Below are 20,927 nucleotides of genomic sequence, written 5' to 3' on the forward strand. Positions count from 1 at the left end.
GCTCCAGAGCACGGGGCTGGCCGCGCTGGTCCTAGCTCTGTTTCGGTGTGTCCGCTGCAGCGTCAGGGGACTGATCCGACGCGCCCGTGGCTTGCTGTGCCGCGTAGCGCTCGTCGTACTCCTCGAGCTTGTCCAGCATCTCCTGGTGCTGAGCAGCCTCCGGGGAGTCCTCGTATTCGCCCTCACCCTCGTGCTGCTGCTCCAACTCATCCTGCAGCTTCTCACGGAAGCGCTCATTTTCCGGCGCGGTACCGCGGATCAGTGTTGCGATGCGGCGCAGGTCACGGGTGGACGCCTTGGCCGGAGCCGTGGCGTACTTCCAGATGCGGGAGCGGGCCTTGCCCTCTGCCTCGATGCGGCTGGCCGTCTTGAAGCGCCACAGGATCAACGCGCCCACGATGACCATGCCGATCCAGCCCAGGATCGGGAAGACGATGTTGACCAGGTCGCCGAAGCCCACGAAGCTCACGCCGAAGCCGACCAGCACACCCAGCAGATACACCGGGCGGTAGGCCTCCGGCTTCTTGGCGGTCAGGCGGCGTCCCAGGGCATAGAACATGCCCAGGGCTGTGTTGAAAACCATGAACACCACGACCACGCTGGCGAAGTGGCTGAACCACGGTGCGATGTGCGTCGTCAGTGCCAGGATCGGGACGTCGGAGCCGAGGACCAGTGGGGCGGCCAGCAGCAGCATGATGACCTCAATGACCACCATGGTGCTGTAGATCAGCCCACCCAGCAGGCCACCGCGGATCGCGTTCTGCATGTTGGCGCTATCGCCACCGATGACCAGGATCATGCTGATGCCGGTGGCCAGCGTCATGCCCGTGTAGTTCAGGGCGGAGAGCCACCATGGCCGCACTGGGGACTCGTTTTGTGCTCCGATGGCAGCCAGCTCCGTGAAAGAGCCGTCCGGTTTATTCAGCAGCACCCACACGAAGACGATGAGGATCACCACGACGATCAGGGGCGTCGCTCCGCCGATGATCGTCGAGACGCGGTCCACGTCCAACAAACCCACCAGGGCGATGATGATCGTCAGGCTCAGGGCGCCGATCCAGGGCTGAATGCCCCATTGCTGCTCGACGACGGCCCCGGCGCCGGCGATCATGATGAAGCCAATCGCGAATTGGGTGACGGTCGCTCCCGCATCCATCACCTTGGAGATGATCGGGTGCGAGATGCGGTTGAATACGGAGGAGTGCTCCTCGGCGAGGAAGAAACTTCCCGCCGTCATCGCCACGATCGCGGCACCGGCGGTGGTGATGGCTGCGACGAGCACACCCCACACACCCATCGTGCCGAAGCTGACGAAGTACTGGGTAACTTCCTTGCCGGTTGCGAAGCCAGCGCCGACCAGTAGCCCGACGAGCGCCAACCCAATTTTGATGCTTCTCATTCTTAACTTTTCCCTTGAAGGTGCTTCCCGCTACTTCCGGAAGTTCACATCCGGCAGCAGCTCTAGCGCCTTCGCCCGGGCGAAACCATAAACCTGGGAGGGTTCGATTTCGCCCGGCACCGACACCTCGTCGGGGTTGGTGAGAACTTCGACCAGGTAGGGCTTGGGGGAGTGCACCGCAGTGCGCAGGGCTTCGGCCAGTTCCTCTGGCTCGGAGACCTGCACCGCCTCCAGGCCCATGGCACGGCCAAGTTCAGCGAAGTCTGGATTATCCAAATCAGTACCGTACTCCGGAAGGCCGACCTGTTCCATTTCCAGCTTCACCATGCCGAGTTTCGTGTTGTTGAAAACCACGACGGTGATAGGCAAATCGTAGGTCACCGCGGTGCGCAGATCGCCCGCCAACATCATGAGCCCACCATCGCCGGCCATGGCCACGACCTGGCGATCCGGGTACTCTGCCTGCGCGCCCAGCGCCATCGGCAAGGCGTTGGCCATCGACCCCAAATTATAAGAACCGATGAGGCGCCGGGTGCCACGCATCGGCAGCAGCCGGGAGGGCCACACCGTCGACATTCCGGTATCCGAGGTGAAGATCGCATCGTCGGCGCAGACCTCGTCCAGCGCGGTGGCCACACCCTCCGGGCGGATCCGCTTGCTGGGGTTATCGCCCAGCGAACGCAGTTTGCCGAGCAGCGTTTCATCGAAGTGCGGGTTAGCGAGCTTCTTCTGCCCGTCCAGCCAGCGCTCGTAGCGCTTACGCAGCCCTTCTGCCCAGTCCTTCGCATCCTTTTCGACGCCGGCGCTGCGCAGCGCGCCGATCAGCAGGCGGAGGCTTTCGGTGGCGTCACCGACCAGGGCGACGTCGATCTGGGCGCGGCGACCGATGTGGCTGGCGTTGATATCCAGCTGGATCATCTGCTTGCCGGAGGGGATCCACTCCCGGTAGGGGAAGTCCGTGCCGATCATGAAGATCGTGTCGGATTCCTCCATGGCCTTAATCGCCGCCGGGTTACCAATCAGCCCTGATTGGCCGAGCTGCCATGGGTTCTCGTCTTCAAGGAACTCCTTGCCCTTAAGCGTCAACACCATCGGGGAGTCCAGGATTTCGGCCAGCTCCAGCAGCTCCTCGCGGGAGTTCTGCGCCCCGCGGCCGACCAGCAGCGAGACCTTCTCCGCCGACTGCAGGGCGTTGACCGCCTCGCCGATCCGGTCGGCGGATGGGGTAGACCCCGTGGGCTTCGGCGCGAAGCGGGGGGTGGTGGCCTCCTTGGGCAGGGTCAGGCCGCCCACGTCGGCGGGGATGCTCAGAACCGCCACGCCACTCTGGGCGATCGCGGCGTTCACGGCCTGCTCGAAGAGGTAGGGCATCTGCTCGGCGGTGGTAACCGTCGCGGTGAAGACGGAGACGTCGTCGAAGAGGCGGTCGTTGTTGACCTCCTGGAAGAAGTTCGTCCCGATGGAGGCCTGCGGGACCTGGCCCACGATGGCAAGCACCGGGGCGTGGGACTTCTGAGCATCATAAAGCCCGTTGAGCAGGTGGATCGCGCCGGGTCCGACGGTGCCCATGACCACCCCGAGCTCACCGGTGAGCTGGGCCTGCGCGGAGGCGGCGAAGGCGCCGGCCTCTTCGTGGCGCACACCAATCCAGTCGATGCGATCCTCGCGCCGGATTGCGTCCGTAATGGGGTTGAGGGCATCGCCCACCACGCCCCAGACCTTGGAGACCCCGTGCTCGGCCAGAGCCTTAACCATCATTTCGCCGACTGTCATAGCCATGGGTTCAATCGCTCCTCGAATTCAGACCTAAGTTTCTGTTTTTTAAGAAGCAGTTGCGGCTGGTTGCCGGTCCGGGGCGACCAGCCACAGTGGTGCCCTTTGAGTCCCACTGTAACGGCCGGGTCAGAAGCCTGCAGAGCGTGCGCAGCGCCCCAGCATGGGGGCAGGCGAAGAGTGAGCGGTGCGGCTAACGCTGCGCGGAACCCTCGAGATTGGCCACTGGCGCCTGTAGCGCCCGCAGCGCGTACAGGATCGCCGCGAGGTCCACGACCTCCTGCAACAGGGCGCCCGCGACCGCCGGGATGTACCCGAATGCCGCCACCAGCATCAGCCCCACCGAGAGCGCGATACCGATGATGATCGCGGTCTTGGCGGTCCGCAGTGTGTGCCGAGCGACCTCGATCGCCTCGGCCAGGGGAGCGAGGCTGTCCTTCAAGATGACGGCGTCCGCGGCCTCGCCGACCGCCGTCGTTCCCCGCACGCCAAGGGCGATGCCGACGTCTGCCGCGGCGAGCACCGGGGCGTCATTGATGCCGTCGCCGACCATCATCGTCGGGTGGGGAGCGAGGTTGCCCGCCAGCTCCACCTTGTCCTTCGGCAGCAGCCCGGCGTGGACCTCGTTGATGCCTAGCTTTTCGGCGACGGCCGTCGCCGTCGGCTCTGCATCACCGGTGAGGATCGCGAGCTTGCCGACACCCTGGTTGCGTAGCCAGCGAATCAACGCACCCGCTTCCGGGCGCACCTGGTCGACCATGTGCAGTGATCCAGCGAACTGGCCGTCGACCGCGACATAGGCGACCGTCTCCCCGGATAGCGCCTCCGCCGCATGCGCCGCCGGGTCGGTCTGCTGGATGAAGCTCAGCTTGCCGACCCGGACCTGGTGCCGACCGACCTCGGCAGCCACACCATTCGTGGCGATTTCTTCGAAATCCGTGGCAGTGGGGACGGTGACCCCACGGGCCTCGGCGGCCTGCATGATCCCCTCGGCGAGCGCGTGGGTGGAGCCGCGCTCCGCTGCCGCGGCGAGAGCCAGAACTTGGTCTTCCTGCCAGCCATTGCTGGTATCGATGTGCTCCAGTTGCGGCCGACCCGAGGTGAGGGTGCCGGTCTTGTCGAAAGCGGCGGAGCGCACCGTGGCGAGCTGTTCCAGCACGCCACCGCCTTTGACCACCATGCCCCGCTCAGAGGCGCGCGACAGCCCACCCAGGAAGGCCACGGGGGCTGCGATGATCAGCGGACACGGGGTGGCCAGCACGAGCACCTCGGCGAAGCGGGTGGCGTCCTGAGCGATGAACGCCGCCACCGCAGCGAGGAGAACGGCGAAGACCGTGAATGGGAGCGCGAAACGGTCGGCGATGCGCACGACCGGGGCCTTTTCCTCGCGGGCCGTGGCCACCAGGTCGATGATCCGCTGGTATTGAGAATTCGCGGCCACCCGATCCGCCCGCAGACGAAGGGCCGCCTGGCCAGCCAGGGAGCCAGACATCACCTCGTCGCCGGTGTGCTTATCGACGCTGAGGGGCTCGCCGGTCAGCGCGGACTCGTCCACGCTGGCGTGTTCGGAAAGCAGCGTGCCGTCCACCGGGATCTGCTCGGCTGGGCGGACCAGGATGACGTCCCCGACCGCGATCTCCGACACCGCGATCTCCTCGACCTCGTCGGAATCCGCCGAGAGCAGGCGGAGCGCGTGCTGCGGGGCGCGGTTCAGAAGATTCGTGAGGTTGCGTTCCGCGCGGGCCTGCGCGTAATCCTCCAAGGCCTCGCCCCCGGTGATCATGAGGACGATGATCAGGCCCGCGACATACTCACCCACCAGCAAGGTGGCCGTCATTGAGACCACGGCGAGGATATCCAGGCCGGTGTGCCCGCGCAGCAGGTCGCGGATCATGTCCGCACCCACCCAGAGGATCACCGCCACGATGAATACTGAGGCGAGCCACTGGGCGGCGACTGGCTGCTCCATCAGCCGGAGCGCGCCCGTCGTGGCCAGGACTACCAGCGCGAGGTAGACCAGCCAGTAGCGTTGGAGATTTTTAAGCATACGCACATATTCGCCTATTAATGCGCGTTTCTCTAGCAAGGATAGCCTATCTGAACTGCGGTTATGCTGGGCTTCGGAAAGCTGAGGCTCGGCGGTCAGCCCCGGGTTCTTCAGGCCATTTCTGCGCAGCGGACTAGTCCCGCAGGAACTCCAACCACCGGGGGAGCTCGCGCATCGTCTGCTGCATCCCCAGCGCGTAATTTCGTCGCAGCGCGCGTACCTTGCGCTCGGTGCTGGTGACCATCATGTTCTCCGGGTAGAAGATCATGGCCTTGCCCTGGCGCTCCAGCTCGGTCATTTGCTCCCGCACCGCGTTATAACGCTCGTGTCTCGTCAATGCAGCCTCCGCCACCGCCGGGTACTTGCGGTTGAACAGGCGCACGAGCTGTGGGGACCCCATCGCCGGGCGCGTGTAGTTGCGAGGTTTCGTTGCCAGAATCAGGAATTTATCGAAGCCGGCCTCGATCGCATTCGGCAGCACGAGGCCACCCGTGTCACCCAGCGCGCCGTCCACGTAGGGCACCCCGTCGATGATGGTCGTCGGCATCAGGGCGGGGATCGTCGAGCTAGCCCGAACCTGTTTCATCAGGTCGCCGTCGTTGTGCTGGTCACCGCGACCCCAGGAGACCGTTTCTCCCGTGTCGGCCCGCAACGCGCTGATCGAAAAGGGGGTGTCGTCCGCGAAGAAGGTCTCGAAATCGAAGGGGATCGATGCGTTCGGCAGCGCGGCCTGCTCGTAGATGAAGTCCGAATTGAAGTAGCCGTTGCCCCGCATGAAGGACGACATCCCGCCCGCCGTGGGGTGGGCAGGAAGGGTGATGAAGCTCTCGCGGGCGCGCAGCCGGTCGCCGGAGAGGAAGTTCACGGTGTGCGAGGCACCTGCGCTCACCCCGCCGACCCAGCCGAACTTCACCTCATGGGCGAGTAGCTGGTCGATGCAGGCCGCGGTGTAGCTATTGCGCATGCCGCCGCCTTCCAGGACGAGGGCAACGTTTCTTGCATCCAGCATGTTTTCCCTACTTCTTCTTTATCGACGTCGCGATCGCCTTGCACACAGCGACGATGCCAAGCACGATGAACCCGGCGACGAGCCCAAACCCGAGGCTACACAGGGTTTCCGCGGTCCAGGAGGCGAAACCTCCCCAGGATTCGACGGCACCGCTCGCAGCTGCGGCGACCTCGTGTGGCCAATGCCAGCCGAGCTCGTCGAAGCCGGAGAGCAGGATGTGCCCGCCCACCCAGAGCATCGCGAAGGTGCCGATCACCGCGATGGTGTTCAGTATCTTCGGCATCGCCGTGACCAGGCCCCGGCCGAAGCGGGCGGCCGTGGGTTTGTCGGTGGCGATGAGCCGCAGCCCGATATCGTCGATTTTCACCAGCAGGCCCACGAAGCCGTAGACACCGAGCGTGATCGCTAGGGCGACGATGATGAGGATGAGGGTGCGGTTGAAGAAGGGTTCGGTGGCCACCTCGTTCAGCGAGATGACCATGATCTCCGCCGAGAGGATGAAGTCCGTGAGGATCGCCTGCTTTACCAGCGCGTCCTCCTCGACGACCTCTTCGCTCTCGGCGTCGTGATGGGCGACGATTCCGAGCTTCTCGGCGACCTTCTCCGCCCCCTCGAAGGAGAGATAGAACCCGCCCACCATCAACAGGGGCATCAGCGCCCACGGGGCGAGCCAGCTCAGCAGCAGCGCCAGCGGCAGGATGATCACGAGCTTGTTGAACAGTGAGCCCCGCCCGATGCGGAAGATGATCGGCAGCTCGCGGGCAGGGGTCACGCCCTGGACGAACTTTGGGGTCACCGCGGCGTCGTCGACCACCACTCCCGCGGCCTTCGCGCTCGTGCGTCCGGCGGCCGCAGCGACGTCATCCACCGTGGCCGCGGCCTTCTTCGCGATCAGCGCAACGTCATCCAAGAGGGCGGCGAGTCCACCTGCCATAGTCCGGTTGTAGCCTTTCGGTTCTGAGGCGGGGGCACAGTCGCGCTCGCCCGGGTTGCCAAGAAGGCCCAAGTTTAGTGTGCCGAGCGCTCCTTGGGGAGGAGCGGACCGATCGCGCCTGCTCCCAGGCACACATAGTTACCGTTCGCGGGGGTGGAGCGCTGCTGTGGGGCCGCCAGGACCTCGATCGTGTTCCCGCCCCCGGAGACCCGCACGTGCTGTTGGTTCAGTTCGGCGGGGACCGCGACCCGGTGCGCGCGGGCCAGGGAATCCTCGTAGCTTTCGAGCCCATTGGGGGTCAGGATGCGCAGCGTGACGGGGGTGCTCGCCGTGGTGTTCAGCACCCAGGTCCACTCGCCGAACTTCAGCGGCGCGCTGAGCTTGACCAGCGTCGGTTCGTTTAAGGGGATCCGCTGTCCGCATTTCTTGCCGCCTGGCTGCTCGTTGACCGCGAGTTTCAGGACGTCCGCGGCCACCAGCTTCCCCTCGTCGTTAAGGAACATGGGGCGTGGCGTCCCGGCTGACACGCCGGGCCAATCAGGCAGGGAGCGGGCGACCTCGCCGATGTCGACCCGCGGGCCGTCGTAGCGGTTCGCGATCATGGCTGGAACGGGTTGCGGCAGAAGCGGGGCGGGTGCAGCCCGCAGGCTGGACTTGACGGTGCGCAGCCACTCGGCGGTCTCATCGTCATGCCAGCTATCCAGATAGCTGACGGTCGTGGCGGTGGAGGAGGCGATGAATCCCACGGCGAGGACGGCCTGCACGATAGCGCGGGCCCGCGGAGTCTGGGACTTGCCCTTGGCACCATGACGGCGCGTGGTGCTTGTCCGCGGGGCACCATCAGCTGGTGCCGCGTGGCCAGCGATCCGATGGTCGGGGAGCGCTCGGGCCTCCGCCTGCACGGCAGCCGCGGTGCACAACAGGACGGCCGCGGTGAAGGCATCGGAGTAATAATGCAGCGAGGCGGTGATCACGTCCGCCGTGTTGGCACCAGAGCGGGCCAAGGCTAGGGCGAGAAAAACCAGCGCCAGGTAACCCAACGAGAGCACCAGCCCGCCGGCCCGCAGCCGAGTGCCAACGGGCCCCTGGCCATGCCGGACAAGCCACACCGCCACGAGTACGATGGCCCCGACCGCAGCGAGCCAGCCCACTGCAGCCGAGGGGGAGGCGAAGCTGCCACCAGGCGCCCAACGCTCAAAGCTCCACGGCCCACCGAGAACCCCGGGGAGAACTGCCTCCCGCAGCGCCCGCGGTACCGCACCCCACACCACGGACCCCGACGCCTCCCCGGTGGACGGCTCAGTCCGCGTCACCGCAACATAGAGCACCGCCCACGCGGCGGTGACCAACCACCCAGGCGCAAGGGTGAGGGCCCGCATGCGTCGCGACGCGACGTCCTGACACTGGGGATAGAGGAAGGACGGGAAGAACAGCGCCAAGGCGGTGAGCAGGGGGAGGATGGAGAGCGCCTTTTCCGTGAACAGCAACCCGACGAAGACTGTGACAGCCACCGCAGCACCGCGCACTGCAAGCCGAGCGCGAGAAGACGGCCTCGTCCGGCGCAGCAGCAACAGCGCCACAGCGCAGGTGATTTGCCAGGCCAGCGCGTTGATGGCCGCCGACCACCAGCCCAGCGCAGCCCCCAGGAATGGGGAGAAACAGAGCAGGGCGAGCACCAACGGGCGACCTCGAGCGACCCCACTGGCAGCCCACAGCACAGCAGACACAAAGGTGCCGACCACGATCAGCGTGGCCGGCAGCCACCATTCCAGAGCGGCGATGCGGTCGACCGCCAGTTGGAGGGCGATCGCGCCGGGCATGAGGTGCCCGTCGTGGGGGAGGAAGAGCCCCGTGAACGAGAGCTGCTCCGGGGCGCCGTAGGTGGCGGGGATCAGGAAGTCATCCCAGTACAGGGTGCGGCCAGCCACCCGATATGCGCTGAGCGCGGTGGCGGCGAGGATGATGGCGAAAGTGGCAAACCGCACTGACCTCGCTGCGCCCATGGAACCCCCTGGTCAGCTGCTACTGGGCGGCGCGCACTGGCTGCACGGACATGTACTTATCCTTCCCGGTGCAGCCCTCGAGCCCCTTGAGCTCGATATAGGCTGAGCGGGTCTCCTCCGGCGGGTAGACGCGGATCCCGTCGGCTGCCTTCGGGCTGCACTCCTCAGGGTCCAGCGCCCCGACCTTTGTGATGCGCACCGATGCGGTTGCGCGGTCACCCGGCTGGAGAGTCACCTTTTCGGACTCGCCGGACTCCTCGCGATCGGCGCTGGCGCCCAGCTGCGTGCCGTTGTTATCGGTCACGAGGCTGACCCCGGGGTATCCCTCGAGCGAGCATTCCTCGTCGCCAGTGTTCGTGAATACGATGTCCAGCAAGGTGCTGCCGGCCGCGCCCTGCATGTTGTCCGTGTCAATCTTCAGATCAGGGGTGGTGCACAGGCCGTCGCGCTTGCGCTCATCACCGGCGGCCGCCAGGCCAGCGGAAGCGGACTCGGCATTGGCGGTGGATTCGCGATCCGTCTGCGAGGACAGCGACTGTGGCTCGGCGTCCTCGGGGTTGTTGGCGCCCCCGCTACAGGCGGCGGTCAGTGCCAGCGCTGCTGCACCCAGCCCTGCAGCGGCGCGCCGGGCCCACCGGGAGGCGCGCGTGCCTGCGGGGGAGGAGGTGGCTGCGCCCAGTGAAACGGCAGGGATCGCGGGGTCGGTGCCCCTGCGGCCTGGCTGGGATGCGGATTTGGCGTTGCTGCGCGGCTCGGACTGAATCATGAATTTTAGGGTAACTAAGCTGCGGAAAAACCGAGAACCGGAAGGGATAAAAGTTGTGAAATCGTGACAATGCTGCCCCGGTATCCCGCGGCGCGCTACAGTGTCAGATAGTTATCTAGAACACAATTCCTAAACGCAATTTGTGGAGGTCACCTATGGGGTTCAACCCGGACTTCGAACCATTCAAGCTCCCAGAGGAGTACCAGGAGCTGCGGGAAGCCATCCGCGGTCTCGCGGAGCGCGACATCGCCCCGTACGCGCAGGACGTCGATGAAAATGAGCGCTTCCCGGAGGAGGCCCTCAAGGCGCTGAACGAATCCGGGTTCAATGCGATCCACGTCCCGGAGGAGTGCGGTGGCCAGGGGGCGGACTCCCTCGCGGCCGTCATTGTGATCGAGGAGGTCGCCCGCGTCTGTGGCTCGTCTTCCCTGATCCCGGCCGTGAACAAGCTCGGCACCATGGGCCTCATCCTCAACGGCTCCGACGAGTTGAAGCAGGAAGTGCTCCCGGATATCGCCAACGGTGAGCTCGCCTCCTACGCGCTGACCGAGCGCGAGGCTGGCTCCGACGCTGGTGCGATGAAGACCCGCGCGGTGCGCGAGGGCGACGAGTGGGTCATCAACGGTTCCAAGTGCTTCATCACCAACGGCGGGCGTTCCTCCTGGTACACCGTCATGGCCGTCACCGACCCGGAGGCGGGAGCCCGTGGCATCTCCGCGTTCATGGTGCACAAGGACGACCCGGGATTCCGCGTCGGTGGGCTCGAGCACAAGCTCGGCATCAAGGGCTCCCCGACCGCAGAGCTGTACTTCGAGGACTGCCGCGTGCCGGCTTCCCGCATGATCGGCGAAGAGGGGACCGGCTTCAAGACCGCCCTGCAGACCCTGGACCACACCCGCCCGACCATCGGCGCCCAGGCCCTCGGCATCGCCCAGGGAGCTTTTGATCAGGCCGTGGCCTATGTCAAGGAGCGCAAGCAGTTCGGTAAGGCCATCGCGGACTTCCAGAACACTCAGTTCATGCTCGCCGACATGAAGATGAAGATCGATGCCGCCCGGCTGATGATCTACACCGCAGCATCCAACGCGGAGCGCGGGGTCGCCGAGGGCGGGGAGCGACTGGGGCTGATGGCCGCGGGCTCCAAGGCCTTCGCCTCCGACGTCGCGATGGAGGTCACCGTTGACGCGGTTCAGCTGCTCGGTGGTTACGGCTTCACCCGCGACTTCCCGGTCGAGCGCATGATGCGCGACGCCAAGATCACCCAGATCTACGAGGGCACCAACCAGATCTGCCGCATGGTGATGGGTCGCCAGATTCTGGGCTAACGCCGCAGCGGGCCGTAGCCCATGATCCGCTCCGGAGCGCCACATAGCGCCGCCCGGGGCGGATTTTCTGTTTGTGCGCGGCAAGGATCAGTGCCGCGCATGGACTCAAGCAGGATGACCGCCACGCCTTCGAGTAGCTAACCCTCCTGGGGGCGGGGCCGTGGGGCATATCCGCAGCCCGTTATGCTTAACCACATGCCACGTACCGTTCCCCAGGGGCCGCCGTATCAATCGGTGGTGGGCTCCTTCCGCGAAGCCTTCAGCAGCCGACAGCGATTCCGCACGGAGGTGCTGGCCGGACTAGCCACCTCCTTCGCTCTGATACCCGAGGTCATTAGCTTCGCGATCCTCGCCGGTGTGAGCCCCGCGGTGGGGCTGTTTTCCACGGTGGTGCTGTGCTTCGTCATCGCGTTCACGGGTGGGCGACCGGCGATGATCACCGGCGCTGCCGGCGCCACCGCCCTAGTCATTGCGCCCCTCGTGGCCAGCCACGGGACGGATTACCTCATCGTGACGGTCGTGCTGGCCGGCATCATTCAGGTGATCTTCGGCCTGCTGGGTGTAGCCAAGCTGCAGCGCTTCATCACACCCGAGGTCATGGCCGGATTCGTCAACGCCCTGGGCATCATGATCCTCACCGCCCAGCTGGAGCACATCATCGGTGCCGACTGGCCGGTGTGGGTGCTCTTCGCCATTGGCATCGCCGCTCTGCTTATCTTCCCGAAGATCACCGCTGCGATCCCCGCACCACTGATCGCCATCGCGATCCTGACCCTGATGGTCGTGATTCTCGGCTGGCGGGTGCCGGATGTGGGGGACATGGGTGGTCTCACCGGTGGGCTGCCCGAGGTGCGCATGCCGGATGTCCCGTGGACCTGGGAGACATTCTTTCTCGTGCTGCCTTACGCACTGGGCTTCGCCGCCGTCGGGCTGGTGGAGTCGGTGATGACAGGCCAGCTGGTGGACGGGATGACCATGACCTCCTCCAACAAGACCCGCGAATCCTGGGGTCAGGGCGTGGCTAATATCGCCGCCGGTGCGCTGGCTGGAACGGGCGGCTGCGGCATGATCGGCCAGACGATGGTCAACGTTGAGGAATCCCATGCCCGCACCCGCTTCTCCTCGATTGCCGCTGGCGGGTTTTTGCTGCTATTCATCCTTTCGCTGCACCAGGTCGTCTCCGCCATCCCCATGGCAGCGCTGGCTGCGGTGATGGTCATCGTCTCTCTGAAGACGATCTCCTGGTACACCGTGAGCCCCAAGGGCTTACTGCGGTTGCCGTGGCAGCACTCGCTGGTGATGATGTGCGTCTTCACTGCGACCCTGGCCACCAATAACCTCGCGGTGGGTGTGGTTTTGGGTGCCGCGGTGGGCGTGGCGCTCACAAAAATCGCCCCCACGGAAAGTGGGGGCGAGGCAGCGTAGTCGCTTGTGTCTGGCACGTAGCCCGTGGCCTCGGAGGCCACGGGCTCTTTTGCTAGTCGGTGCGACTCAGCGCCGCCGCTCCTAGCGGACGTTGATCATCGCGACGGTCGGGCTGAAGCCACAGTTGGATGGGCCGAAGTCCTCCTCCACGGTGGTCACGCCGCCCTCAAGCAGAGCCAGGACGGTGCCCGGACCGGTCTTCGCAGCACCGTTGACGGTGCCCGGGCCCTTCGGGTTGATGCCGTTGTTGCCCAGCACGGTGGTGCCGATGCGGCCGTTGTTGATGTTCACCCAGTGGACGCGCATCGGGATGGCCTGCTTCTTCGCAGCCGGGCCCGTGCCCAGTGCGGTGAAGACGAAGTTCACCTCACCCGCTGCCACGCCAGGCAGTGGCAGGGCAGCCGGGCCCGGAACGGCCATGGCGGTACCAACGGCCTTGTTCTTGCCGCCGATGCACTTCATGGACATGGTCGGGAAAGCGAACTGGGTGAATGCCGGGCCGCCCTCCGGCAGGTAGACGCCAGGATCCTTGTCGCCATCGCCACGGAAGAAGCCGACCACCGACTCGAGGGCGGACTTGGCCTTGTCAGGCAGGCCAGGGGTGTTGGCGAACTGCTCGATCTGGTTCAGCACGTGCGGTGCCGGACGGCCGAGGTGATCGAGAGAGCCGACAGGAGCTGCCTGCGCTGGGCTGATGACGGCCGTGGCGCTGAGCGCCATCGCGGCGAGGGTCGTGGCGGCGCGGCGGCCCCACGTGCGCTTGCGAGAGGAAATGGCCTTGACGTTCATTCCGGGTGGTGCCTTCCAGTGCTGGTTGCGGAGTATTTCGGACCGGCAAGCCTGGTGCTGCTCATCACCGTTCTATGGGAGAGGGCAGTCAGCGCTTGCACGATTGTTGTTTGGTTTGGTTCACAATATCAGCACGGCGTGAAAAGTTGGGGAAAACGATAAAACTTTTCTGGCCGCCACCTGACCCCGGAAGCGGGGGAGTGCGCAGGGGTGACGAGCACGGGCTGGGATAACGCATGCAGAAAAACTTCGAGGCATGTGGAAAAATAGTGGAGTCAACCGCGGCGCTAACATTGGCTCCGTAGGAGTGGCCAATCGCTCATAGTCGATATTTTTAAGGAAGCGTTGAACTAGTGACCCATACCGAGTTTCGAAACGTCGCCATCGTCGCGCACGTCGACCACGGAAAGACGACTCTCGTCGATGCCATGCTGCGCCAGTCTGGCGCCTTCGACCCGCACGCGGAGGTCGAGGACCGTGTCATGGATTCTGGTGACCTGGAGCGCGAAAAGGGCATCACGATCCTTGCGAAGAACACCGCGATTCGCCGCAAGGGGCTCGGTAAGGACGGCTCCGACCTCGTCATCAACGTGATCGACACCCCAGGCCACGCCGACTTCGGCGGCGAGGTTGAGCGCGCCCTGTCCATGGTGGACGGCGTGGTGCTGCTCGTCGACGCATCCGAGGGGCCGCTGCCACAGACCCGCTTCGTGCTCGGCAAGGCACTGGCCGCCAAGATGCCGGTCATCATTTGCGTGAACAAGACCGACCGCTCGGACGCCCGCATCGACGAGGTTGTCGAAGAGGCGCAGGACCTGCTCCTCGAGCTGGCTTCCACCCTGGAGGACGAGGAGGCCATGGAGGCCGCCGAGTCCCTTCTGGAGCTGCCGGTGCTTTACACCTCCGGCCGCGAGGGCAAGGCGTCCACCGAGAATCCGGGCAACGGCAACGTCCCGAACTCCCCGGACCTGCAGCCCCTCTTCGACGTCCTGTACGACACCCTCCCGGAGCCCTCCGCCGACGTCGAAGGCCCGCTGCAGGCTCACGTCACGAACCTCGACTCCAGCTCCTTCCTGGGCCGCATCGGCCTGGTCCGCGTCCACTCCGGCGTGCTGCGCAAGGGCCAGCAGGTCGCGTGGATCCACTACGACGAGGAGGGCGAGCAGCACGTCAAGACCGCGAAGATCGCCGAGCTCCTGCGCACCGTCGGCGTGACCCGTGTGCCCGCCCAGGAAGTCATCGCTGGTGACATCGCCGCGATCTCCGGCATCGATGACATCATGATCGGCGATACCCTCGCCGACCCGGAGCACCCGAACCCGCTGCCACGCATCGCCGTGGACGAGCCTGCGATCTCCATGACCATCGGCGTGAATACCTCCCCGATGGCTGGTCGCGGTGGTGGCGATAAGCTCACCGCCCGCATGGTGAAGGCCCGCCTCGACCAGGAGCTGATCGGTAACGTGTCCCTGCGCGTGCTGCCGACCGAGCGCCCCGACGCCTGGGAGGTCCAGGGCCGTGGCGAGATGGCACTGTCCGTTCTCGTGGAGACGATGCGCCGCGAGGGCTTCGAGCTCACCGTCGGCAAGCCACAGGTCGTGACCCGCACCGAAAACGGCCAGCTCATGGAGCCCTACGAGAACCTCACCATCGACACTCCAGAGGAGTACCTGGGCAACATCACCCAGCTGATGGCCGCCCGCAAGGGCCGCATGGAATCCATGGATAACACCGGCTCCGGCTGGATCCGCATGCACTTCATCGTGCCCGCCCGTGGCCTCATCGGTTTCCGCACCGTCTTCATGACCGAGACCCACGGAACCGGTATCGCCAACCACTACTCTGCGGGCTACCAGCCCTGGGCCGGCGAGATCAAGGGCCGCCCGACGGGCTCCCTGGTCGCGGACCGCACCGGCCAGGTCACTGCTTATGCGCTGATCAACCTCGCCGACCGCGGTCAGTTCTTCGTCGAGCCGGGCGCCGAGGTCTACGAGGGCGTCGTCGTCGGTGCGAACAACCGCGACGAGGACATGGACGTCAACGTCACCAAGGAAAAGAAGCTGACGAACATGCGTGCCGCGTCCGCGGACACCACCGTGACCCTGGCGAAGGCCCACGAGATGAGCCTCGAGGAGGCCATGGAATTCTGTGGCTACGACGAGTGCGTCGAGGTCGCGCCGGACGTCATCCGCGTGCGTAAGCTGGTTCTTAACGCAACCGAGCGTGCCCGCGCCCGGTCCCGCGAAAAGGCTCGTAACAAGTAGTGTGCTCTTCGCCCGCGGTGGGGAGCCACCCGCACGGGCGTGATAGAGCGCAGTGGCGCTGACGGAGGTTGGTCTTGGCAATGACTCAGAGGCAACCCCGTCAGCGCTTTTTTGCTGCCCTCATGACCACCCCGGTGGCGCTTAGTCTCGTGCTGGCAGGCTGCCAGGCCCGCCCTGGAGATGCCCCCACCGTGGAGGAGCCGGCCAAGCCCAAGGCCAAGGAGCCTAACGAGGAAAAGAACGCAGACACCCCGGATTCGAAGCTGCGGGAGATCAACATCGGCGTCGATGAATTCGACGGCAATCTGAATCCGCACATCGTCGGCAACCTGGGCCAATCCACGATGGCGGTCGCTGATCTCACGCTGCCGTCCGCGTTCAACCGCGTCGGCAACCGCTGGGTGATGAACAAGGACCTCCTGGTCAAGGTGGATGCCGATAACCCGGTGGCGCCGACCGAGGTGACCTACACCCTGCGGCCGCACGCCCAGTGGTCCGACGGCACCCCGATCTCCGGCAGTGATTTCCAGTACCTCTGGGATGAGCTGCGCACCCAGCGCATCGCGGAGAATGCTGCCCAGTACAGCAAGATCTCTGGGATCAAGGTCTCCGGGGGAGGCTCAAAGGTTCGCGTGAGTTTCAGCGAGCCGCAGGAAGGTTGGCGGCAGTTGTTCCGGCACCTGCTGCCGAGCCATATCTACCGGGCTGAGGGGCAGCAGTTCGCCACGATGATGAACGAGCGATCGGTCGCTTCCGGCGGCGCTTATCGGGTCCACGCGGTGGACGCTGGGCGCGGTGTCATTGAGCTGCAGCGCAACGACCGCTACTGGGGATCAGCCCCTGCCGCCACGGATAAGCTGATCCTCCGGGCGGTTCCGGATGTGCACACGGGGGCGCAGATGCTGCGCTCCCGTCAGCTGCAGATGTACGCCTCTTACCCAGCGGGGCTGGCGGCGCTGACCCTCGGCGAGGTGCCGGATGTCCGCGGCACCCAGCGGGACCGGAAGGTCCAGCTGAACTTCGCTCTCAACCTCGATTCGGAGCGGATGAACCAGATGGCTGTGCGCCGCGCAGCCTTGGCGGCGATCAAGCCGGGCACCGTGGCGCAGATCGTCTCCGGGAATAGGGAGGTCACCCCTCCGGACTGGGGCGAGCGACCCATCGAACAGATGCCGGACGAGGCCCGGGCTTTGTTCGAGGAGAGGCCCTTCACCATCGCGGCTCCCAATAACGACAAGCAGGCGGCCATCGCCGCCCGCACGATCGCTGATGAGCTCAGCCGCAACGGGATCAACGCCCAGGCTCTGACTGTGGATGCGGAAAATCTGCTGGAGACGATGATCCCCGAGGGGGAGGTGGACGCTTCGGTGCTGTGGGGGCGAACACCCGATACCCCCACGGACGTGGCTAACCAGTTCTCCTGCGTCCAGCCGGAGACGCTGCGTCAGGCTGAGGAACGGACTGCCGAGGATAAGACCTCGGGCGAAGACAGCAAGTCTGAGGAGCCGACCGTCAGCTCCGCGACCAGCGAAAAGACCACCGAATCCGACAAGGCGAGCTCGCCGCCAGAGCCCCGCGAGACGGAGACCACCCCGTCGACGGAATCGGCAGAGGGATCCCCGCAGCGAACCTTCGGGGCGAACATCACGGGCCTCTGCGACCCGGCAATCGACGAAGCCATCGCCGAGGTGCGCGACGGTGAAGATTCCGCCGCGGCTATCGAGCAGGTGAACGCGCTGGTGCAGAACCAGTCCGTGCTGTTGCCACTCCTGCGCGATGAGCAGTACTACGCTGCGAGCCCAGAGTTCGTGGGCTCCGACAAGCCCGTCGAACAGTGGCCTTTCGATCCCTATAGTGGAATTTTTTTCGGCGGTGCCCGCTGGACGCGCCAAGACGTGGCGGAACCGACGACGGCAGCCCCAGAACCGGAGGTACCAAGTTCAGATGACTAAGCCCGCCACCCACGCGGCACCGCGCCGGGTGATGTTCATCCACGCCCACCCGGATGATGAATCCCTGTTTACCGGCCTCTTGGTGGCCGCGAGCTCCCGGGTAGGTGCGGAGACATCCGTGCTGACCTGCACGCTCGGTGAAGAAGGGGAGGTGATCGGGGAGAAGTACCAGAAGCTCACCTCCGAGCACTCCGACCTGCTGGGCGGTTTCCGCATCGGGGAACTACAGCAGGCCCTCGAGCACCTGGGGGTTCATCAGGGCCCGCAGTTCCTAGGTGGGCTGAGCCGTTGGCGGGACTCCGGGATGGCGGATACCCCAACGATCCGGCACCCCCGCGCCTTCGCCGGGGACTCGGAGGATAACTGGGAACAGCAGGTTGAGCAGCTGCTCGCGGTGCTCCGCCGTGAGCGCCCGGAGGTGCTCGTCACCTATGGCCCCGACGGCGGCTATGGGCACCCCGACCACATCCGGGCCCACCGGGTGACTCACGAGGCAGTCCGCCGCCTCGCAGACGCGGGCGCGGAGGCCACCCCGCAAGAGATCTGGTGGGCCGTCACCCCGGCAGGGGCATTCCACGCGGCGATGGCGGGCGCGGAGGCGCCGGAAGGCTGGCATGAGGCGAAGGACGGCGAGGTCGCGCTGGTCGCGGAAGAGTTTATCGACGCCTTCGTCCAGGGCACGCCCGAGGACGTCGCGGCCAAGCGAAAGGCGATGGCGGCGCACGCCACGCAGTTGTGGGTCGCCGACGGCACTCGAACAGACGTCAACCCCGAAGCTCGGGACGTGGTCACGCCGACGGGGGAGTACCTCTTCGCGTTGTCGAACCTCATCAGCCAGCCGATCCTGCCCGTCGAGGGCTATCAGCTGGGCTGGGTGAAGAACGCTGACCCAAACGCAAACAGACAGATCAGTCTGCTACACTTTGACTTCGTGGTTCCCAGCAACGGGACCGCCCAAGAACACGGTAACGACGGGAAGGCACGGGGTGAGAATGGCTGACAACGCGACGAGCCAAGGCCGCCGTGCCGTCAATCCCGAAGGGGCGCGCCTGAACGAGCCTCACTGGGGAGACCCGAACCGCAGCCAGGTCCGCCGTGACACCACCCGCCGCGAGCGGATCGCGGGCATCGCCTGGCTGAGCGTTGGGGCTGCCTTCGGACTCTTCGTCTCCGTGCTCTACCTGGGCAGCCGCATCAGCATCGGCGAGGTGAGCATTCCGTTCCCATGGACGATCCTCTTCGCGGGAGTGTTCAACTGGATCATCACCAAAACCGCGCTGCTGTGGACCCCAAATAAAGCGATCGCTGCCATCCCCACGTGGATCTGGTTGGCGGGATTCATCGCGCTGCTGCTGTGGCCTGCTATCAGCTCCAGCGGGGATACCCTGATCCCGCAAAGCATCACCACGCTCGGGCTGCTCGCAGCGGGGCTGCTGGGTGGCGCGATTCCGGTCATGTATATCGACCCCACGGCCGATCGTGATTCGAATTGAACCCGCCCGAGTGACAGAATAAAGAGATAAGTGCTTAGCCGTTAGCGCTAGACCCGATAGTGCATAAGGAAGAATAATGACCTACACGATTGCGCAACCATGCGTCGACGTCCTCGACCGCAGCTGCGTCGAAGAATGCCCAGTGGACTGCATCTACGAAGGCAAGCGCATGCTGTACATCCACCCAGATGAGTGCGTGGACTGCGGCGCGTGTGAGCCGGTCTGCCCGGTCGAGGCCGTCTTCTACGAGGACGACATCCCGGAGGAGTGGGAAGAGTACAACGACGCTAACGCGGCGTTCTTCGACGACCTGGGCTCCCCGGGCGGTGCTGCGGCGCTTGGCCCGCAGGACTTCGACGCACCGATGATTGCGGCCCTGCCACCCCAGGCCTAAGCGGCTGGAAGGCCGGCCTTCACTGTGTCGGCCGCGTGCCCGGCTCCCGGTGCTTCTGGTGGGGCACCGGGAGTTTTTCAATGAGGAGAGTGAATCCGTGACTCGACGGTCACCAGCTTTTCGCACCCCCGCCGCCGAGCGGCTTCCAGCGTTTCCCTGGGACACTCTGGCTGCGGCGACGCAGCGTGCTGCCGCCCACCCCGACGGGATGATTAACCTCTCCGTCGGCACTCCAGTCGACGACGTCCCCCCGAACGTCCAGCTCGCGCTGGCGGAGGCCGCGTGGCAGCCGGGCTACCCGCCCACCGAAGGTTCCGCTGAACTAAGGGAAGCCATCGTGGCCGCGATGGCCCGACGCTTCGGGGTCACCGGGCTCAGCGAGGACGCCGTGGTGCCGGTGATCGGCACCAAGGAGGCGATCGCGAGCCTGCCGATGGACCTCGGCATTCACGCCGATTCGCTGGTGGTCATCCCGGAGCTGGCGTACCCGACCTATGAGGTCTCCGCGAAACTCGCGGGCTGCCGGGTGCTGCGCGCTGATTCGCTGCTGAAGCTGGGGCCCGAAACCCCAGCCCTGATTTACCTCAACTCGCCCGCGAACCCGCACGGCGCGGTGCTTGGGGTTGAGCACCTGCGCAAGGTCGTGGACTTCGCCCGGCAGCGCGACTGCATCGTCGTCTCCGACGAGTGCTACCTCGGCCTGGGGTGGGAGGCCACTGAGGTGGCCGACGCTCCCGTATCCATCCTCGACCCGCGGGTCTGCGATGGTGACCACCGCAACCTGATCGCGGTGCACTCGCTGTCGAAGACCTCCAACATGGCCAGCTACCGTGCGGGCTGGCTCGCGGGGGATCAGCAGCTCATGGCTGAGATTCTCGGGATCCGGAAGCACGCTGGGGGCATGGTGCCGGGGCCGATCCAGCACGCGATGATCGCGGCGCTTAGCTCCGATGATTTCGAGACCCTGCAGCGGCAGCGCTACCGGGAGCGCCGCGAGGTGCTGCTTGCCGGGCTGGCCGCTGGTGGCTTCACGGTCGAGCACTCCGAAGCCGGGCTCTATATCTGGGCCACCGAAGGGCGGGACGCATGGGAGACGGTGGACCGGTTCGCGGAACTCGGCATCCTCGTGGCTCCGGGGCACTTCTATGGCCCGGCGGGAACGCAGCACGTGCGGGTGGGGCTGACCGCCAGCGATGAGCAGATCGCCCAGGCCGCCCAGCGCCTTGCCACGCTGGGTGAGGGTGCGGTCTAGATCCAAAGAAAACGGCCTCGGAAGCACAAAGCGCGCTTCCGAGGCCGTTGGCTTTTGTCAGGGACGAGCTGCGCCCCGGGCGGGGCCTGGGCGCAGCAGCCG

16 protein-coding genes are annotated in these 20,927 nt (G+C 65.6%); 8 read left to right on the forward strand and 8 right to left on the reverse strand.

The window, feature by feature from the left end:
* Positions 1-31: 31 nt before the first annotated feature.
* From QP997_RS02700 to QP997_RS02730, 7 genes are all read right to left on the reverse strand, one after another.
* The gene (locus QP997_RS02700) at positions 32-1,399 is read right to left on the reverse strand and encodes a YkvI family membrane protein (protein WP_284846130.1); all 1,368 of its coding nucleotides are present in this window, start codon (positions 1,397-1,399) and stop codon (positions 32-34) included.
* A gap of 30 nt (positions 1,400-1,429) precedes the next feature.
* The gene (locus QP997_RS02705; protein WP_284846131.1) at positions 1,430-3,178 is read right to left on the reverse strand and encodes a thiamine pyrophosphate-dependent enzyme; all 1,749 of its coding nucleotides are present in this window, start codon (positions 3,176-3,178) and stop codon (positions 1,430-1,432) included.
* Positions 3,179-3,365: 187 nt separating this feature from the next.
* Entirely contained in the window at positions 3,366-5,219 is a 1,854-nt protein-coding gene (locus QP997_RS02710) for a heavy metal translocating P-type ATPase (RefSeq protein WP_284846132.1), read from the reverse strand.
* 133 nt (positions 5,220-5,352) lie between these two features.
* Complete coding sequence (locus tag QP997_RS02715; RefSeq protein WP_012359902.1) at positions 5,353-6,228, reverse strand: patatin-like phospholipase family protein; 876 nt, start codon at positions 6,226-6,228, stop codon at positions 5,353-5,355.
* 7 nt (positions 6,229-6,235) lie between these two features.
* On the reverse strand, positions 6,236-7,162 hold the full coding sequence (locus QP997_RS02720) for a DUF808 domain-containing protein (protein ID WP_070760976.1): 927 nt from the start codon (positions 7,160-7,162) through the stop codon (positions 6,236-6,238).
* A 74-nt stretch (positions 7,163-7,236) separates the two neighbouring features.
* Positions 7,237-9,147, reverse strand: coding sequence for a DUF2339 domain-containing protein (locus tag QP997_RS02725; RefSeq protein ID WP_284846133.1), 1,911 nt, complete (start codon positions 9,145-9,147; stop codon positions 7,237-7,239).
* Positions 9,148-9,184: 37 nt separating this feature from the next.
* Complete coding sequence (locus tag QP997_RS02730; protein ID WP_284846134.1) at positions 9,185-9,931, reverse strand: DUF4232 domain-containing protein; 747 nt, start codon at positions 9,929-9,931, stop codon at positions 9,185-9,187.
* Positions 9,932-10,086: 155 nt separating this feature from the next.
* On the opposite strand from QP997_RS02730, the gene QP997_RS02735 reads away from it, so the two are divergent.
* Positions 10,087-11,256: an acyl-CoA dehydrogenase family protein gene (locus QP997_RS02735; RefSeq protein WP_070757462.1), complete on the forward strand. Its 1,170-nt coding sequence runs from the start codon at positions 10,087-10,089 to the stop codon at positions 11,254-11,256.
* A gap of 195 nt (positions 11,257-11,451) precedes the next feature.
* The gene (locus tag QP997_RS02740; protein ID WP_262369238.1) at positions 11,452-12,681 is read left to right on the forward strand and encodes a SulP family inorganic anion transporter; all 1,230 of its coding nucleotides are present in this window, start codon (positions 11,452-11,454) and stop codon (positions 12,679-12,681) included.
* Positions 12,682-12,762: 81 nt separating this feature from the next.
* On the opposite strand, the gene QP997_RS02745 is transcribed toward QP997_RS02740, so the two are convergent.
* Positions 12,763-13,470, reverse strand: a complete 708-nt coding sequence (locus QP997_RS02745) for an Rv1157c family protein (RefSeq protein WP_148812527.1) — start codon at positions 13,468-13,470, stop codon at positions 12,763-12,765.
* A 353-nt stretch (positions 13,471-13,823) separates the two neighbouring features.
* Here QP997_RS02745 and typA point away from each other — a divergent pair, with 353 nt between their 5' ends.
* The 6 genes from typA (at position 13,824) to dapC (ending at position 20,825) form a co-directional block, all read left to right on the forward strand.
* Positions 13,824-15,734, forward strand: a complete 1,911-nt coding sequence (gene typA / locus QP997_RS02750) for a translational GTPase TypA (protein ID WP_148812524.1) — start codon at positions 13,824-13,826, stop codon at positions 15,732-15,734.
* Positions 15,735-15,814: 80 nt separating this feature from the next.
* On the forward strand, positions 15,815-17,686 hold the full coding sequence (locus QP997_RS02755) for an ABC transporter family substrate-binding protein (RefSeq protein ID WP_284846135.1): 1,872 nt from the start codon (positions 15,815-15,817) through the stop codon (positions 17,684-17,686).
* Complete coding sequence (gene mshB / locus QP997_RS02760) at positions 17,679-18,686, forward strand: N-acetyl-1-D-myo-inositol-2-amino-2-deoxy-alpha-D-glucopyranoside deacetylase (RefSeq protein ID WP_284846136.1); 1,008 nt, start codon at positions 17,679-17,681, stop codon at positions 18,684-18,686. Before QP997_RS02755 ends, mshB begins: the two co-directional genes overlap by 8 nt.
* On the forward strand, positions 18,679-19,179 hold the full coding sequence (locus tag QP997_RS02765) for a hypothetical protein (RefSeq protein WP_284846137.1): 501 nt from the start codon (positions 18,679-18,681) through the stop codon (positions 19,177-19,179). Before mshB ends, QP997_RS02765 begins: the two co-directional genes overlap by 8 nt.
* A gap of 76 nt (positions 19,180-19,255) precedes the next feature.
* A complete protein-coding gene (gene fdxA, locus QP997_RS02770) occupies positions 19,256-19,573 on the forward strand; it encodes a ferredoxin (protein ID WP_012359913.1) in 318 nt (105 codons plus the stop codon).
* Positions 19,574-19,670: 97 nt separating this feature from the next.
* Positions 19,671-20,825 carry a succinyldiaminopimelate transaminase gene (gene dapC / locus QP997_RS02775; RefSeq protein ID WP_284846138.1) on the forward strand — a complete coding sequence of 385 codons (1,155 nt, stop codon included), beginning with the start codon at positions 19,671-19,673 and terminating at the stop codon, positions 20,823-20,825.
* Positions 20,826-20,927 lie beyond the last annotated feature (102 nt).

It is taken from the genome of Corynebacterium sp. MSK039, assembly GCF_030232315.1.
In the GTDB taxonomy this organism is placed as follows: domain Bacteria; phylum Actinomycetota; class Actinomycetes; order Mycobacteriales; family Mycobacteriaceae; genus Corynebacterium.

Excerpts from the sequence above, each read along its gene's own strand:
- fdxA (WP_012359913.1), top strand. The coding sequence starts at position 19,256 with ATGACCTACACGATTGCGCAACCATGCGTCGACGTCCTCGACCGCAGC.
- QP997_RS02740 (WP_262369238.1), top strand. The coding sequence starts at position 11,452 with ATGCCACGTACCGTTCCCCAGGGGCCGCCGTATCAATCGGTGGTGGGC.
- mshB (WP_284846136.1), top strand. The coding sequence starts at position 17,679 with ATGACTAAGCCCGCCACCCACGCGGCACCGCGCCGGGTGATGTTCATC.
- QP997_RS02710 (WP_284846132.1), bottom strand. The coding sequence starts at position 5,219 with ATGCTTAAAAATCTCCAACGCTACTGGCTGGTCTACCTCGCGCTGGTA.
- QP997_RS02705 (WP_284846131.1), bottom strand. The coding sequence starts at position 3,178 with ATGGCTATGACAGTCGGCGAAATGATGGTTAAGGCTCTGGCCGAGCAC.
- QP997_RS02700 (WP_284846130.1), bottom strand. The coding sequence starts at position 1,399 with ATGAGAAGCATCAAAATTGGGTTGGCGCTCGTCGGGCTACTGGTCGGC.
- QP997_RS02745 (WP_148812527.1), bottom strand. The coding sequence starts at position 13,470 with ATGAACGTCAAGGCCATTTCCTCTCGCAAGCGCACGTGGGGCCGCCGC.
- QP997_RS02715 (WP_012359902.1), bottom strand. The coding sequence starts at position 6,228 with ATGCTGGATGCAAGAAACGTTGCCCTCGTCCTGGAAGGCGGCGGCATG.
- QP997_RS02735 (WP_070757462.1), top strand. The coding sequence starts at position 10,087 with ATGGGGTTCAACCCGGACTTCGAACCATTCAAGCTCCCAGAGGAGTAC.
- QP997_RS02765 (WP_284846137.1), top strand. The coding sequence starts at position 18,679 with ATGGCTGACAACGCGACGAGCCAAGGCCGCCGTGCCGTCAATCCCGAA.
- QP997_RS02730 (WP_284846134.1), bottom strand. The coding sequence starts at position 9,931 with ATGATTCAGTCCGAGCCGCGCAGCAACGCCAAATCCGCATCCCAGCCA.
- QP997_RS02755 (WP_284846135.1), top strand. The coding sequence starts at position 15,815 with ATGACTCAGAGGCAACCCCGTCAGCGCTTTTTTGCTGCCCTCATGACC.
- QP997_RS02720 (WP_070760976.1), bottom strand. The coding sequence starts at position 7,162 with ATGGCAGGTGGACTCGCCGCCCTCTTGGATGACGTTGCGCTGATCGCG.